13 protein-coding genes and 1 pseudogene are annotated in these 15,887 nt (G+C 36.4%); 1 reads left to right on the top strand and 13 read right to left on the bottom strand.

What is annotated here, in order from left to right; all coding sequences use genetic code 11:
* Positions 1-829: 829 nt before the first annotated feature.
* Entirely contained in the window at positions 830-1,396 is a 567-nt protein-coding gene (locus D8836_RS09805; RefSeq protein ID WP_070481759.1) for a PBECR4 domain-containing protein, read from the bottom strand.
* 18 nt (positions 1,397-1,414) lie between these two features.
* On the opposite strand from D8836_RS09805, the gene D8836_RS11215 reads away from it, so the two are divergent.
* Positions 1,415-1,603: a hypothetical protein gene (locus tag D8836_RS11215; protein WP_001860875.1), complete on the top strand. Its 189-nt coding sequence runs from the start codon at positions 1,415-1,417 to the stop codon at positions 1,601-1,603.
* A 30-nt stretch (positions 1,604-1,633) separates the two neighbouring features.
* Here D8836_RS11215 and D8836_RS09795 read toward each other — a convergent pair whose 3' ends face one another.
* The 12 genes and pseudogenes from D8836_RS09795 to D8836_RS09740 form a co-directional block, all read right to left on the bottom strand.
* Positions 1,634-4,447, bottom strand: a complete 2,814-nt coding sequence (locus D8836_RS09795) for a phage tail tip lysozyme (protein ID WP_125393881.1) — start codon at positions 4,445-4,447, stop codon at positions 1,634-1,636.
* A gap of 11 nt (positions 4,448-4,458) precedes the next feature.
* The gene (locus tag D8836_RS09790) at positions 4,459-6,816 is read right to left on the bottom strand and encodes a VirB4-like conjugal transfer ATPase, CD1110 family (RefSeq protein ID WP_185761627.1); all 2,358 of its coding nucleotides are present in this window, start codon (positions 6,814-6,816) and stop codon (positions 4,459-4,461) included.
* Complete coding sequence (locus tag D8836_RS09785; protein ID WP_001097589.1) at positions 6,767-7,126, bottom strand: PrgI family protein; 360 nt, start codon at positions 7,124-7,126, stop codon at positions 6,767-6,769. The genes D8836_RS09790 and D8836_RS09785 overlap by 50 nt, the downstream gene beginning before the upstream one ends.
* Positions 7,127-7,179: 53 nt before the next feature.
* Positions 7,180-8,034: a VirB6/TrbL-like conjugal transfer protein, CD1112 family gene (locus tag D8836_RS09780; RefSeq protein ID WP_125393879.1), complete on the bottom strand. Its 855-nt coding sequence runs from the start codon at positions 8,032-8,034 to the stop codon at positions 7,180-7,182.
* A gap of 16 nt (positions 8,035-8,050) precedes the next feature.
* The gene (locus D8836_RS09775; RefSeq protein ID WP_000627865.1) at positions 8,051-8,293 is read right to left on the bottom strand and encodes a hypothetical protein; all 243 of its coding nucleotides are present in this window, start codon (positions 8,291-8,293) and stop codon (positions 8,051-8,053) included.
* Positions 8,294-8,313: 20 nt separating this feature from the next.
* Complete coding sequence (locus tag D8836_RS09770) at positions 8,314-10,191, bottom strand: VirD4-like conjugal transfer protein, CD1115 family (protein ID WP_125393882.1); 1,878 nt, start codon at positions 10,189-10,191, stop codon at positions 8,314-8,316.
* Positions 10,191-10,679, bottom strand: coding sequence for a hypothetical protein (locus D8836_RS09765; RefSeq protein WP_000093687.1), 489 nt, complete (start codon positions 10,677-10,679; stop codon positions 10,191-10,193). The genes D8836_RS09770 and D8836_RS09765 overlap by 1 nt, the downstream gene beginning before the upstream one ends.
* Positions 10,669-10,968 (bottom strand): hypothetical protein, encoded by a 300-nt coding sequence (locus tag D8836_RS09760; RefSeq protein ID WP_125393878.1) that lies wholly within the window; start codon positions 10,966-10,968, stop codon positions 10,669-10,671. Before D8836_RS09760 ends, D8836_RS09765 begins: the two co-directional genes overlap by 11 nt.
* Before the next feature lie 594 nt (positions 10,969-11,562).
* Positions 11,563-11,961, bottom strand: a pseudogene (locus D8836_RS09755) (ATP-binding cassette domain-containing protein); the annotation flags it as partial.
* Between the two features lie 89 nt (positions 11,962-12,050).
* On the bottom strand, positions 12,051-12,662 hold the full coding sequence (locus D8836_RS09750) for a V-type ATP synthase subunit D (protein ID WP_125393876.1): 612 nt from the start codon (positions 12,660-12,662) through the stop codon (positions 12,051-12,053).
* Positions 12,663-12,684: 22 nt separating this feature from the next.
* Entirely contained in the window at positions 12,685-14,070 is a 1,386-nt protein-coding gene (locus tag D8836_RS09745; protein WP_125393875.1) for a V-type ATP synthase subunit B, read from the bottom strand.
* On the bottom strand, positions 14,071-15,846 hold the full coding sequence (locus D8836_RS09740; protein WP_125393874.1) for a V-type ATP synthase subunit A: 1,776 nt from the start codon (positions 15,844-15,846) through the stop codon (positions 14,071-14,073).
* Between the last annotated feature and the right edge of the window lie 41 nt (positions 15,847-15,887).

Below are 15,887 nucleotides of genomic sequence, written 5' to 3'. Positions count from 1 at the left end.
ATAATTGGTAAACCTAAATAAATTATACGTTTAGGTCTTGTTATTATCTTGTAAAATCAGTAAAGTAGCTAATTCTACTATTTTTAGGGACTTAGTCACAAAGAAAATCAAACAGTTAGACTGACTGTTTGAGTATGAAAAAAGCAGATAAAAAATCCCTTGAGTAAATAACTTAGGGGATTTTAAAGGTTGGGGTAGGGTATTGAAAAGCTCGTACAAAGTATAATAAAAATCCCCACCAAATATTGAAAATCTATTGAAATGTATTGAAGTTTATTAGCAGAATACATAAGTGGAAAGCTTGATTTTAATAAATTTAGAAGATTATTGAAAAAGAAATATCACACTTTCATTCTTATTAAAATCCTTATAACTGTATTTTGAATGATTTTCCCCAATCAAGCATCCCTCTCTCTTATAAAATATATACATTCAGTTGTATGAAATGTAATGTTGTTCTTATCAGACTTGAAACTTTTACTAATCCAACTATTTATCTTACACATTTAGTTTAAACCTATAGTATCCTATTTTCTTAATATTCTACAGTGTAACACTGCATTTATATTATAACGCTAATATGTTCAGAAAAGAAATACTTTGTAAGTCAATGTCTGTTATAACGGAAATTGTTAGAGATGTCTATCATAACAGAAATTGACATAATGTCAATAACTTTCCTGAAGATAAATTATGTAATCACAAACTATTTCATATCCAATCTAGTATATGTTGTTTGGAGCATATCATCAACAAAAAAAGAACGAGCCAAAACTGCGTTCTCCTTATAATGATAAAAATATGTTTTATACCACAAAAGATATGTAAACTAATCTTTTAAATAATAAAAAAGTTCCGACGTTTGTAAATGTTTTGAGTAAATTGAAATTACTTTTTGACCTTCTGGAAATACTGTCTTTCTCTTCAAATCTAATAAAGATTGAGGAACAATTTTCCTTGATGTCTCTTTCAATGTTAATGCTAGTATCTGTTTTCTTGTACGTAGAGCATAATCAAACTCCAAATACAAATAACGTCCTGAACCAGTTAGATGAACATGCTTTCCCAATAACTCCTCAATAGATCCTAAAACTTGTAACTTTTGCATCGTGGTTCCATCATTTTTTATTTTCAACTCATCAATTATGACATGACTATTTAAACAATCGTCAAAGAAACTGCCTGCACCTTTTCGGTAATCAACACCACATAGGTGCATGAAATTAGTAGGTGAAAAATGAAGTTCAACACTTTCTATTTCTGTTTCATAATACATGATTTTGCCAACGAAGTGTTCTTTAAAAAAAGAAGCCGCAATTTGTAACTGAGTAAAAAAACGCTGAAGTTTTATTTTTTCGGTGTAATTTGGATTACGATAATCTCTAGAATTTGCCATATTTTCCTCACAAAAAAGGTGGTTTACAGAGTCTGTAAGCCACCTAGTCAGTCGGTTTATTCTGGTGTCTGCCACCGCTTGGCCCTTACGTCCAAGATTGCTATCGGATTTCGTTCTGGTGTCCGCCACCGCTTGGCCCTTATGTCCAAGATTACTATCAGATTGACCATGAGCCGACTACTCATCTACACTATTTATTCTACCTGAAAATGGTTAAAATTTCAAGTGTAAACTCTTCTATTTCGTAGTATAAGCAAAACTAATGGCACTATCTGCTTGAGAGATTTTTCTAAAGGTATAGTTAGGGTTGCCACCATAGTTGGTTTCAGACACAAGGAAAGAACCGTCATCATATACTTTCTCGACAAAAGCCACATGACCGTAGATGGCTGGTGTGCCATGTGTACCTCCCACAAAAGAAACAATGGCACCTGCTCTTGGTGTAGAGCCAGTTTCCCCTCCAAGACTTGAAGCTGTCGCAACCCAGTCCTGACCATTTCCCATAGTATTAATGATTGAAATCTTTTCTCCATTTCTACCTTTTAGCTTTAATCCTAATTGGTTCATACGAGCCGCAACACCCCATGTACATTGTCCATAGGCATAGGCCATACCATCTCCACCACCAGGAACAGAATGATCATACAAGTCCCCACGAACCCCTTCAAGGGATTGTGGGTCACTTTTTGCCTGTCCTCCATTTGTTTGACTAAAGCCTTTTTCAATTTGATAATACCATTCCGTTGCTCTAGTTTGTCTTTCCAGTAGTTTGTCACCAGAATTTCCCTCCCAATAGGTAAGGAAGAGTTGGGCTAGATTGGCTGCACTACCCGTATTTTTAAAGAAATCCTTTAGCCAACTTTGATAGTAAGGACTATCCCCATGAAGCATAAAATCAAGTTGGAGGTCTAAATCATACCATTTCTTATTTTTGCTACGTGCATAATTTAACAAAGCTGTATGACGTGTTGAACCATATGCAGTATCCGTCCATTGACCTAACCCCAAACCTCTATGAAGGATATTAGGATAAGCACCACTATAAATGGCTGGCCCTCCTATCGCTAACCAGCTTTCATCATCCCATGAGGAATCGGTAGCGCCAACAGGAGGAGATAAATAATCTCCTTCAGCTCGTTTAGGATTGATAGAAGACTCTACCGACCAATTTCCTAAAATAGCCGCAATGGCTTGGGGACTTGCCCCTTGAGATTTCAAAAACTCATAAATATGTTTTGCTCGTTCAAACTCATCCCCACCAAACTGACCAATGGCAGGTAAGATAGTGGTCTGAAGTTGAATGACTTTGGGAAAATAAAATTGCGGATTGACGTACACCAATTTTTCTTTCTTGTTCTTATACTTTTGATAGGAAACTTTCAAACCTGTATCATCTGGTGTTTCACCAATAACATCACCTGTTAGGACTCTTGTTCCCTCAATCGCACGGCCATTATGAATAGAATACAAGGTTAAACGACTCTCATTCTCTCCTTTTCCGTTAGTAAGAATAACATCATCTCCGTCAAGAGATACAACTCCATCCATTGGTGCGACAATCGTTTGGTGAGCCTTCGCTTCTAGTAGAATGTACTCCTGAAGAGTAGGTTTTCCGTCTAAATCATAGTATCCATAACGATAAGTCATGGTTAGACTATCTTCGTTGCTTTTCCCCTCAAATGGATTGTCCAATTCCTGCATGGAAGCATACACCCCCTCTTCTTTTAGTTCCTTTATTTCCTCTTGATCGTCTTTCGATAGTTTATACTTAGGAGTTTCATAAAGGTCTTGCATGGATTTCAAATCTTCCCCATCGTTTAAATCATGCCACAAAGTAGATAGATAATCCTTGTAAGTTTCTGAACTAAATAAGTGAACTGGTTTGTGTAACTCATAGTCATGGAATTTAAAGTTCATATACCCCATCACATCATCAACTTTTGTGTAATAAGTAATTCCTTTGCCATTTGTGCGAGTATGTTCTGCATCTTCCCAAGTTAGGTGGGTATAAGCTTTTGTTAATTCAAATTCATCTTGTTGAATCAAACTAGCAGATGAAAATCCTAAAAAGAAGCTCATCATAAGTAAGAGAAGAAAGACTAAGCCTCCAACTATCCAGGTTACAGGATTTCCAGCCGCAAATGTAAAGAAGGAAAAGGCTGCTTTTAGTTTTTGATAGATATTTTGGACACTTGTAAGACCTTGTTTCTTTAATTTTCGAAACCGATTTTTAAAGGAACTTGGGTTATCTTTCGCTAGTTTCCATCCTTTTCCATCCTTAAAATGATGGTATCGCTCTTTTGTGTTGGTCAGTCTTTTCTTGGTAAAACGACCTGTTGCTTGTCCTGTTTTGACACTAGCTTTTCCAAGGTTATAAGAAAGCCGACTGTAGCGTTTTCCTTTTCTAATGGTCTCTTGAAGTGTGCGATAACCTTCTAAATCTTCATTTTCTGAAGCTAACTCTCCACCTTCACGTCCAAGGACATAAAGAAAAGTTTTGGCTTTCCTACTGACTTTTTTGGACTTATAGGCTTGTTTAGTAGATTTTAGATTCTCTTTTGCGGCCTTGACTTCTTTCTTAGCTTTTAATTCTTCTAAACTCTTCCCTTGAAAGAAAAAATTAGATTTTGCTTTCGATTCCTGACCATAAAGAAATTTTTGATTGGTTTTTCTTTCTTTACGACTCTCTTTTCTTTCTTCTTTTGCTTCTACCTTGGCTTCTCTAAATTGCTCCTTGGCTATTTTCAATCGTTTCCGAGCATGAGGCAACCGTCTGTCTCTTAATTCTTTGCGATTCAAAAAAGATGGAGGACTATTTTGAAGAATATGATTGTAGTCTTCATTTGCTTGTTTTACTCTCTCCTTTGAAGCTTCTCTCATCTCCTCTAGCTTTTCTTTTATCTCTTTTTTCCATGCTTTTTCATCCAGTACAGAGGAATCTTTTTTCTGTTTCCTTACCTCCTTCTTTCCTTGTTTCAAGAATTTCTTCTCATCTTTTAGACTTCTTCTAAATGCCTTTCGGGCACGTATGATTTCTCTTTTATCCTTCATTTACCTTCCCCTTAATTAGAAGCCATTTTATCAGGATCTGTACTCATGATATCAAACAATTGTGTACCTTGAGGAATCTTATTTTTAAAGGGAACGACAACTGAACCAGCTTTTATTAGTCCAGCCCCTTTTTCTGGATTGACAAGGTATTTTTCGAGTTCTTTTGACAAGCCTAAGAGTTGAACCAGTTCTTCTCTATCATTTTTTGCTTGCTTGAGGAGAATCATAAATTCACTATTTGCAATAATCCGTCTACTATTTGGATCTAACAATAAGGTTTCGACATTTTGGGTTATCCCAGTCGGACTAGCTCCATATTTTCTGACACGACTCCACAATTTAAAGAAGAAATCACTGGCATATTTATCTAATAAGAGAAGCTGCATTTCATCAAAATAAATCCAGGTCTTCTTCCCTAATTTTTGGTTCCGAACGACACGATTCCATATCTGATCAAAAACAACCATAAGGGCGATTTGTTTCAGCTCATCTCCTAACTTCTTAACGTTATAAATCAAGAAATTAGATCCTGTCTGAATATTGGTTTTATGAGAAAAAATATCAAGAGAACCTTCTACATACAGTTCCATATCAAGTGCCAAATTCTGCGCTTCTTCTTCTGGTTGTTGGCTCAAGACAAAAACCCATTCTTCCAAAGAAGGCTCTTTAAATGACTGATAGGTGAGTCTCGTAACTCGGTCGATAATCGATTTTTCTCTTCCATCCATTTTCCTATCCAATAATTTGCCGATAAAGGATAAAAGAAATTCTGATTTTACCTTTACAGGATCCTCATCCATATTTTCTTCAGACAAGTCAAGGACATTGAGATAGGTTTGGGAATCAGGCGCAATATCAATCATTTCTCCACCAAAAGCCCGTCCAATGACACTGTACTCTGCTTCTGGATCCACGATGATAATTTCAGTATTTTCACCAGATTCCTTGATTTTGGTCGTGATAATTTCATGCTTGGTTGCCATCCCTTTCCCAGCTCCAGATGTTCCTAAAATCAGACCAGACGGTGTATTTAATAGGCTACGATCAATGGTAATAATATTGCTTGAGATTTGATTGATACCGTAATATTTCCCACTACGGTCTTGTAAATCTACTGAAGTCCAAGGAGAGTTCACTGCTATATTGGACGTTAATAAACTCCGTGATACTCCCTCTAAAAAATCACAACCAAATGGCAGCAAACTATTAAAGGCTGCTTCTTGCATATATGGAAGTTTATCAATCATTAGGTCATTTGAGCCGGCCACTTGTTGAATAGTGTCTAGTGCTTGTTTGAGTTCTTCTTCATCCTGACCAAAGACCCCAATCAAGAAGACCGTTTGAAATAGTTTATCTCCTGTCTCTGTCATGGTTTTTAAGAGTTCTTCAGCTTCATCGATATTGCTTTCTAAAACATGGCCTACTTTTTCCAAATAGATACCTGTACGAGCTAGTTTTTGTTGTTCCCCAATCTTTTGGGATTCCATCAAGGTCTTCTTTGTTCGTAGTTTCTTCATAGCATCCGCCTTGGTCGAACTTTGAGCATGGAGGCTCACAATCAATTCCAAATCTCCTTGCATGAGGTCTCGAATAAACTGATCACCTAATTCCATGCCGTAGTCTCTCACATAGACAATCTGCAATAAGCGGTCATTGATTTGTAGGTAATTCTTGTTTTTAAAATCCAATAGATTAGGCGCTATGAAGTGACGAGTTGTCTGACCAGATCTCGTTAAATCACGGTAAGAAAAAGGAAGATGGTGTTCTCCTCTAAGCATATCGGCCAACAAGTTGACACGCTCTTCTCCAGCCAAGGATTCAAAGTGAGCATCAATTTCTGAAAAACCACTCTTGAAATATTCTCCAATTTGAGACAAGGAACGATAGGCTTGTTTGGGATTAGAATCCTTTCTACCAAAGCTAATCAGTTTCACAGCTGAAAAATTATTTTCACCACTGTCTAAATTCTGATTCATCATCCGATTCAATTCTTTACGATAGGTATCATATCCATCTTCTTTTTCCTCATACAAAACACTTTGTCTAAACTTTTCTAAATTCAATCTTTTATTAAAGATGGTCAATTGGAAGTTGGTTTGGTCGTCTAAAGAGTTAATCAAATCAGAATACTTCTCAATGATTGCGCCCTTATCTTCTAAACCAACAGTTTGGTAATTGACATCACCAAGTAAATAGCTTTGTGAGAAAAAATCTTCTTTTACCTGCATCAGACCATTTTGATACAGGGCTTGATAGGAAAGAGTATTAGCCGTTGAGGGTAACACTTCCTCTTTTTTCCCTTTAACTTTTTCCTTTTTATTAGTCATTGAAGTTTTTTGTTTCTTTAATGTATTTGATTTTCTTTTCATGTTCAGGTCCTTTCTTTCCTGTAATTGTGCGTAGGGGAACCGTTAATTCAAAATGAAGACGGTATTTCAAATAATGTTCAAAATATAAATCATTGGGTTTATAGACTCCAAAAAGCATGAGGGGGATGGTAAAAGCAAACACAAAACCGTAAACAAACCAATCTCCAAATTGCCAGAAAAAGAGATTCAAGCCCAAAACAATAATTGTGACAATAAAGGCTGGTAAAACAAAGATGATTTGCCTTGTAGTGAAGCCTAACCAAGCCCTGTGTTGGTATTTTGAGATGTCTTTAAAGACACGTGTATTCATGACTTTCCTTTCTAAAAAGGCTAAGAAGCAATCACTTCCTAGCCTTTATCTAATTACATACCTAAGATTGAGCGAGCCGTACGTTGAGAACCAACGAGGGCAATAATCAGTAAGATAGCTTGTACCAAACTACCAAACATTATCGCAAGTGATTGCAAGACTCCTGCACCATTTGAAACAGCTATTTTCCCAGCGGATTCAAACAAAGGAACAAGAGAAACAATCAGAAAAATAAGAACCCCTTGTACCGCATAGACCATAATATTTTTTAAATAGCCAATACCAATAGACTTCCATTCATCACTTAAAAATGTTGGAATCGTAAGAGGGGCAAATGGAATCATAAGGTAGAGTTGAATAAATCGAATAGATACCAAAAGATTAACCATGGCTGCACTTACTATCCGAACAAGCCAAATGAGGAGGGCAAAAAATCCCACAATCATACGGCCAATAAATCCTGAACCTTTTAATCCAGAGATTGTATCATATTTTGCCCCACCGTGAGNCACAATCGAGGCCACTTGTTCAATGGCGTGACTCGCAATCCCGATGATGGCTTCTACAATCACGGTAGTGTTGGTAATTACAACTGCGACCATAATATAACTAATCAACATCGGCGCCAATGCTTCAAAGGTCATCGCTCCACCTGAGTTAGCAATTTTCTTTGCCATCTTCGAAAATTCTAAGATGAGAACAACTGATAAAATCGCAACTCCAAGAGGCTGCATGATACTTTTAGTAATACTAGACATATAAGTCCAAACGGTTGGATTATAGCTAGATAGAGATTTAATCAGATCTACCGTAGATTGTAAATCTACATTAAATCCTTCAAATAAATTTTCAGCTGATATTTTTTCAGATGCAAGGTAAACAAAGGGTGAGACTAAACTAAGATTCATGTCATTGTTTATCCTCCTAAATTGAAATTTGAGTTACAAAGGCTCCAGCAGCCCCTACCATAACTCCACCGACAATTTCAAGAATGGCATTCCGAACACCTGGTCCACCATCTTTAATATTGGTTGCAAGATTGACAATCCCCACAACAACGAGAAAGGCACCAACCGCAATCAATCCCTTCTGCAACAAAGACATAGCTTGTGCAAACATAGCACTTGCGTCTACTCCATAAACAAAACCTTTAAAATGCGTAATCATCTATTTCCTCTTTTCTATTTTTATTTTAAACTAGATTCAAAAGTTAAATCACGAATTCTAAGGCCATCAAGATGATTTTCTTGTCTTTGATTCATAGGATTGATCTGATAGTTCCACCACCGTTCGTCGGTTTCTTGATTGGCTAGGTACTTCCAATTTGGATGCTTGGTTGAATTGTATTTTTTGCTTTTAAAGACAGGCATATTGGCAATTCGAACCAAGCATTCATGCCGTTTCATATTTCCTACTTCATCAGGTGTCATTAAATCACGAGCAATCTTTTGATGAGAAAGGGATCCTGAACCTGTCTGGCCAAAGGAACGGCTAGTATTTCGAACATCAATAGTCTGTTTACCGAGTAAGCCACTCATAAATTTAAAGGTATCTTCATCATTACCACCTAAGTAGACTAAGCTATCACAGTTCCCAAGAATGGTTTTCCAAGCTTCTTTTTCTTTATAGAGGCCTTGAAGTTGGGCAATATTTTGTAGAATAGGAACGAGACTCATATTCCGAGAACGGACTGTTGAGGTTTGTTCAGCAAAATCTGGAATCTCTCCGATATTTGCGAACTCATCTAAGTACACTCTGACATGAAGAGGCAATTGACCCTTAAAATCAATATCTGCTTGTCTTGTTAAAGTTTGAAATACGGTTGAAAAAAAGAGGGCTGAAAGAAATCGAAAGGTACTATCGTTATCTGGAATAACTAAGTAAACCATTGATTTTTCCTTGCCCCATGTCTTCATATCAAGGGTATCTCTTTTGGTCAAATCCATGACACTTTGAATATTGAAGAGGGCAAATTTAGCAGTGGTTACAGCAACAACAGAATCCAGAGTCTTATCCTTATAATTTTGGAAATCTGCCCAATTTCGCATGGTAAAATTTTCAGTCCCATACTTTTTAGCATAATTTTCAAATAGAATTTCTAAGACACTTTTTTCTTGGTTTTCACCCTTGGATAAGTGTTTAATGAGTTTTGAGATTTCAGCAAAACTTGGATAACGCCCTCGTTTTTTTCGCTCTTCCACTTCTTTTTTTTGACGTTTCAACAAGTTTTGATATTCCTTTTGACTTAAACGACTTTCTTCTATGAGCTGTTCTCTTGTTTTAGGTGGATTATAGAAATCGACCAAGTAGGAGGCTAAAGCTCGTACCAAAGTCATAGAAGCTTCATCCCAAAATGGATCACTACGGGATCCAGAGCCTTTGGTGTTATTGAAATAAACCGTCAGCATACGATTCAAATCATTTTCTGTCTCTATATAGCGAAAAGGATTGAAGCCATCTGAGTTCTTCAAATTGACTAAATCTAACACCTTTACTTGGTAGCCATGTTCTAAAAAGAGTTTGCCTGTTTTCTCGGCCAAGTGATCTTTAGGATCCACGACAATATTTGAACTATTCATCTGAATTAGATTGGGTTTTACAAAGCGAAAGGTCTTCCCACTTCCTGAACCTCCGATCACTGCAATATTCTTATTTCTATCATATTGGGGTGGTTTTTTATCTAATAATGTCAAACGAACATCCTGTGCTAATATCGTATCATGAGAAAATTCTTTACAGTAAAAGAGCTTCTTTTCTTTTAAAGTTCCAAAACGGGCGCTCCCGTATTCTACCCCTTCTCGGTATTGTTTTTTGCCAGTCTCTAAATAGAGATAAACCAGCAACATCATCACAAAACCTAGTAGAAAAAAAGCACTTGATTTTCCAGTAAAAGAAATATTCCATGGCGACTGAAGAACTTCATCTTGACCTTCCATCAGAAGATGAGTCCATTTATCTAAGGTATTTCCAGTATAGGAATCATACAAAAGCGTCAAACGATGAAAAAGATAGCCTAGTAAGATACCTAACAGTGAGAATAGTAGGAATTTCTTTCCACTGTACATCATCTCACCATCTCTTTCTGTTTGACGGCTCCTTCTTGTCTAAAGGTAATTTGGGATTTAGCCTCATCAATTGCATCGTCTAATGACTTATCCATGGTAAAATCAGCTAATTTCTCCGGATCATTAACCATTTTTTCTAAAAGATGGTCTAAATGATTGTCCAGAATCGAACGGTCTTTCGTGTAGAAATGCAGAGAATCCCCTTGCCAAGCGATGGCTAAAGGAATCTCTTCTTTTTCTAAAAAGGCTTTAAATTTCTCTATATCAATTGGTTTGTCTAAAAAATCTTTTTTCAGATTAATCGTATCAATCGAATAAGGAGATTGTAGCAATTCTTCTAATTTCTGTACCCCTATCTTATAGGCGGAATCCTGTGCTAAAGCCTGACGTCTAGACCATTCTAGAATCTTTAAGAGACTTCTTACAGTAAATAAAAGACTACGCTCTGCATATTGAACTGCCATTCGTTCCTGTTGTTCAGAGGACATCTGTTGCCTCCTTCTTAACAAATAGCAGCTTTCCTTCTTTATAACGATAAGCTATCAATTTCTGACGTTGCTTAATCGACTTGACAACCTGCAGTAGATCTCTCGAATAAGGTTCTCGAAGAGTAACTTCTACTGCTTTCCCATCAACGATACCAACACGTTTAAATTCAATGTAGTCTTTTTTGAGATGTCCTAAGCCCATACCAAAAGGAAAGTGATGAATCAATTGGATGGTACAACCACCTTTATTTCCCATTTGTTTCAAATCATACAAGTTTACTACCTTCATGATTAACTCCTTTATCTAGTTTGTCGCATCGTTTAAGTCTGGTAACGATAAACTCCGTGTCTGTTAGAAAATTCTCACACACGTCTTGTGCCAGTCGCCCTTCACAGGGAAATACTCTCAGTCCCTACTTACACAGGCACGCTAATCAAGACGGAGTGGATTCAATTTTCAAAGAACAGGTAGCTTTATTATAGATAAGAGTAGTTGAAATTTTTATCACATTTTTGAGGTTGTTGGAATAATAAGGTAAGTGCTAATTTCTAGCTCTTCTCAAAACACCGTACGTACCTTCTATGTTTTATGAACAGTAGCTATCATTTACATTTTTAAACTACCATTCTATCAAACTAAAAGTCAAAATATACGCCTCTACTTCGAGAGATACTTATTTAATGGTTCAGCAATTCGCTCTACTTCCGTTACAGAAATTTCATCACTATGACTTCTAATGATTTGTTATTAGTTCACTTTAAGGGCTTGCTCATAAAACCAAACAGCGTAAGTCGTAAAAGAAAAAAGCAGTACAAGATTGAACTACTTTTACGGATTCAGATAAAATAACTTTAAAATATAGAAGATATACATTGACTGTAACTATAATGGATTTAAATTTATAACTTCATCTGCTTGATTCCAAATATCGGGATTATGAGTTGCAATGATGATTAGACGATTTTCATTTTTCAAATCTAATAATAATTTCATAATTCCTTGTGAAGTTATCAGAACAAGTGATGCAGTCAGCTCATCCGCGAGTATTAATGGTGGATTTTTAAGAATGATTTTCGCTAAAGCAACACGTTGTGCTTCACCGCCAGACAATTCAAAATGCTTTTGTTCAAGATGAATATGAGTTAGACCAACTCTTACTAATACATCTTTTTTTAACTTATCTTTTTCTATATAATTACATTTACGATTTACTAATCCTAAATCTAGATTAGTAGAAACATTTTCATTATCTAACAAACCAAAATTTTGAGAAAGATATCCTGATACTGTCAATAAAAAAAGCTTAGAAAGGCTTAAAGCCTTATCCAAGCTGATATTTGTTCATCTAATTAATAATCTAAATAAAGGATCTACTTCACTTTCATAATACGAACTAAATTGGCTCTTTCTGCCTCCTCTAGTTTCAATTCTATATAATGAATAGTTTCCGACAAGTTTGGAATAATCGAGTATTCTAAACCATTTACACGTCTACGTGTTTTTTCTATTTCATCAGCCATTAACTGACACGTTTTTTCAACTTCTGCCAGTCTTAGTAATTTATCAATTAAACTATTCATTGTAGCAAATACATCATCCATTTCACTATTAGAAGATAAATAGCTGTATTCACTGTTCTCATTTTGAGAAGTAATATTCGTATGCATTCTAGGAACTGTTACACTCATGATATTTTCTTTCTCAACAAATAATTCAATTTCTTTCGATGGAATTGAAAATAATTCCTCCACCATTTGAGAATTCTTTAATGATTTAGATACTGCAAAGGATTTTAGATTTTCAATTAGATAACTTTCTACCTCTTTCCGAAGTTGATTATTCTCACGAATCAAAGAAATAAATCGCCTCATCAATTCATCTCTTTTATCCTTTAATAACTTATGTCCACGTTCAGCTGTTTTCAAACGTTCCTTTAAGTTATTCAATTCCATACGAGTTGGTTTTACATTCAAACGTACCATAGATAATCACTCCATTTCCGGATTAAACTTCTACCAAAGGTAAGTATTTATCAAGCAAATCATCTTTGATACGTTTTAACTCTGTTCTAGGAAGAATTGATAGTAATTCCCACCCAAGATTCAACGTATCTTCTATATTTCGATTTTTATAAAATCCTTGGTTTATGTACTCTTCTTCAAAACGCTTTGTAAACCTCACATACAATTTATCTACATCAGATAAAGCCGATTCTCCTAATACTACTGCTAACTCTTCAACCTTTTTCCCTTGGGCATAGGCTGCAAACAGTTGATTCATAGTTGGAGCATGATCTCCACGAGTTTTACCTTCTCCAGATCCCTTATCTTTTAATCGAGAGAGAGAAGGTAAAACATTGATTGGTGGACGATAACCTTGATTATACAACTCATGCGACAAAATAATTTGCCCTTCAGTAATGTATCCAGTTAAATCAGGAATTGGATGTGTTATGTCATCTTCTGGCATTGTTAAAATAGGAATCTGTGTCACCGAACCTTTTTTACCAACTAAGCGACCAGCCCTTTCGTATAGAGTTGATAAATTTGTATATAAATATCCCGGATAGCCTCGTCTCCCTGGAACTTCACGGCGAGCTGCCGAGACTTCACGTAACGCTTCACAATAGTTAGTCATATCCGTCATGATAACTAGAACGTGCATATCTTTTTCAAAAGCTAGATACTCTGCAGCAGTTAAAGCAATGCGGGGAGTTGCAATACGCTCAATTGCAGGATCATTTGCCAAGTTCATAAATAAAACCGAACGATCGATCGCTCCTGTTTTTCTGAGTTCTTCCATAAAAAACTCAGCTTCTTCAAAAGTAATACCCATTGCTGCAAATACAACCGCAAAATTTTCATCAGAATTTAAAACAGTCGCTTGTCTTGCTATCTGAGCAGCTAATTCATTATGAGGTAAGCCCGAACCTGAAAATACTGGTAATTTTTGACCACGTACAAGAGTATTCAAATGATCAATAGAGGAGATCCCTGTCTGAATAAATTCATCTGGATAATCTCTAGATACAGGATTAATAGCTTGACCATCAATATCTAAATATTTCTCTGGAATTAAATCTGGTCCACCATCAATTGGTTTTCCCATCCCATTAAAAATACGACCAACCATATCCTCAGATACAGCCAATTCTAATGCATGACCAGCAAAACGAATTTTAGACTTTTCTAAATTTATTCCAGTAGATCCTTCAAAAAGCTGAACCATTGCTTTATCTTCGTGGATCTCTAAAACTTGTCCACGACGAATTTCTCCATTATGAAGTTGAATTTCAACTAACTCATTGTAAGACACATTATTTACTTGTTCAACAATCATAAGAGGCCCAACAACTTCACTAGCAGTTCTGTATTCTTTTATAACACTCATTTATAGACCTCCTGTTTCTAATATCAAATGAATTTGATGTGTAATCTCATTTGATATAATTTTGATTTCATCTAATCTATCTTCTGAAACATATTTACTTCTCGCCATACGGTCTCGAACTGCCACGGTACCTTCCATAATCTCTGTAAAGTAAGAACCCAACTCTAAAGCATGATTTGCCTGATCAGCAAAAGTTAGGATATTACTTAGCATTGCTTCTTGTTTTGCAAACGAAGTGAATGTATCTACCGAATCAAAAGCGTTCTGTTGCAAATAATCTTCTCGAATTTGTTTAGCAATTTCCATCGTTAGTCGTTCATTATCAGACAGAGAGTCAATTCCAACAAGACGAACAATTTCCTCTAAACTAGATTCCCGTTGTAAGTAGTTCATCGCACGAGTTATTTTACTATTCCAATCTGTCTTCTCTTTACCATCTATATAAGTGCCCACACTGTCTTTATATAGTGAATAAGATGTAAGCCAGTTAATTGCAGGAAAATGACGTCGCTGTGCCAACGGAGCATCAAGCCCCCAAAAAACTTTCACAATCCGTAAAGTGTTTTGAGTAACTGGTTCTGAAATATCTCCACCAGGTGGCGATACAGCTCCAATAGCAGTAATCGTTCCTTCACGTTCTGGAAGCCCTAGAACCTGAGAACGTCCTGCTCTTTCATAATATTCAGCGATACGACTTCCCAGATAAGCAGGATAACCCTCATCACCAGGCATTTCTTCTAGACGTCCTGACATTTCACGTAGCGCTTCTGCCCAACGTGAAGTTGAATCAGCCATAATGGCGACAGAGTAGCCCATATCACGAAAATACTCAGCAATGGTAATTCCTGTATAAATTGAAGCCTCACGAGCAGCAACAGGCATATTTGAAGTATTAGCAATCAGAACTGTCCGTTGCATAATTGATTGTCCGGTATTAGGGTCAATCAACTCAGGAAACTCATTCAGTACATCCGTCATTTCATTTCCACGTTCTCCACAACCGACATAAATAACAATATCAACATTGGCAAATTTAGCTACTTGGTGTTGTACAACTGTCTTTCCAGCTCCAAACGGTCCAGGAACTGCTGCAGCTCCCCCTTTGGTTACTGGAAAGAATGTATCAATAACTCGTTGACCTGTGATTAATGGTTCTTCTGGAATTAAACGTTTAGAAACAGGACGCGCCTTGCGGACAGGCCATTTTTGCATAAGCGTTCCTTTATAGAAACTACCGTCCAATTTTTTTATTTCATATACAACTTCATCAATTGTAAAATCGCCAGATGCAATAGAAACGACTTCTCCAGATACTCCATAAGGAACCATAATTTTATGATTAACTACCTCGGTTTCCTTGACAGTTCCAAGAATATCACCCGTACTCACTTTTTGACCAATTGCTATAGTGGAATCAAAATGCCACTTAATATCTCTATCCAAACTTGGAACTTCTACCCCACGAACTAGAAAATCATTATGAGTAGCCAATTTAAATCGATCTAATGGGCGTTGTATGCCATCAAACATTTGAGAAATCAATCCTGGCCCTAATTCAACCGAGAGAGGTTCTCCAGTTGTAACAACAGGTTCTCCCGGACCAAGACCAGATGTTTCTTCATAGACTTGGATAGATGCCTGATCTCTTCTCATTTCAATAATTTCACCGATTAACCCTAGCTTACCTACACGGCAAATATCTTGAATATTAGCCTCCTGCATACCTGATGCAATAACTAGAGGTCCCGATACTTTTATAATCTTCCCTTGAGTCAAAGTTATTCTCCTTACTAAGTCCAAAAATTATAGAATAATAT

The sequence above is a fragment of the Streptococcus mitis genome (genome assembly GCF_003942995.1).
GTDB classification, from domain to species: domain Bacteria; phylum Bacillota; class Bacilli; order Lactobacillales; family Streptococcaceae; genus Streptococcus; species Streptococcus mitis_CV.
This window is presented reverse-complemented; position numbering and strand designations above follow the sequence as displayed.

Bases quoted from the DNA above. Each gene is read 5' to 3' on its own strand.
- D8836_RS09795 (WP_125393881.1), bottom strand. From the start codon at position 4,447: ATGAAGGATAAAAGAGAAATCATACGTGCCCGAAAGGCATTTAGAAGA.
- D8836_RS09765 (WP_000093687.1), bottom strand. From the start codon at position 10,679: ATGTCCTCTGAACAACAGGAACGAATGGCAGTTCAATATGCAGAGCGT.
- D8836_RS09750 (WP_125393876.1), bottom strand. From the start codon at position 12,662: ATGGTACGTTTGAATGTAAAACCAACTCGTATGGAATTGAATAACTTA.
- D8836_RS09805 (WP_070481759.1), bottom strand. From the start codon at position 1,396: ATGGCAAATTCTAGAGATTATCGTAATCCAAATTACACCGAAAAAATA.
- D8836_RS09745 (WP_125393875.1), bottom strand. From the start codon at position 14,070: ATGAGTGTTATAAAAGAATACAGAACTGCTAGTGAAGTTGTTGGGCCT.
- D8836_RS09775 (WP_000627865.1), bottom strand. From the start codon at position 8,293: ATGATTACGCATTTTAAAGGTTTTGTTTATGGAGTAGACGCAAGTGCT.
- D8836_RS09760 (WP_125393878.1), bottom strand. From the start codon at position 10,968: ATGAAGGTAGTAAACTTGTATGATTTGAAACAAATGGGAAATAAAGGT.
- D8836_RS09790 (WP_185761627.1), bottom strand. From the start codon at position 6,816: ATGAAAAGAAAATCAAATACATTAAAGAAACAAAAAACTTCAATGACT.
- D8836_RS09785 (WP_001097589.1), bottom strand. From the start codon at position 7,126: ATGAATACACGTGTCTTTAAAGACATCTCAAAATACCAACACAGGGCT.
- D8836_RS09770 (WP_125393882.1), bottom strand. From the start codon at position 10,191: ATGTACAGTGGAAAGAAATTCCTACTATTCTCACTGTTAGGTATCTTA.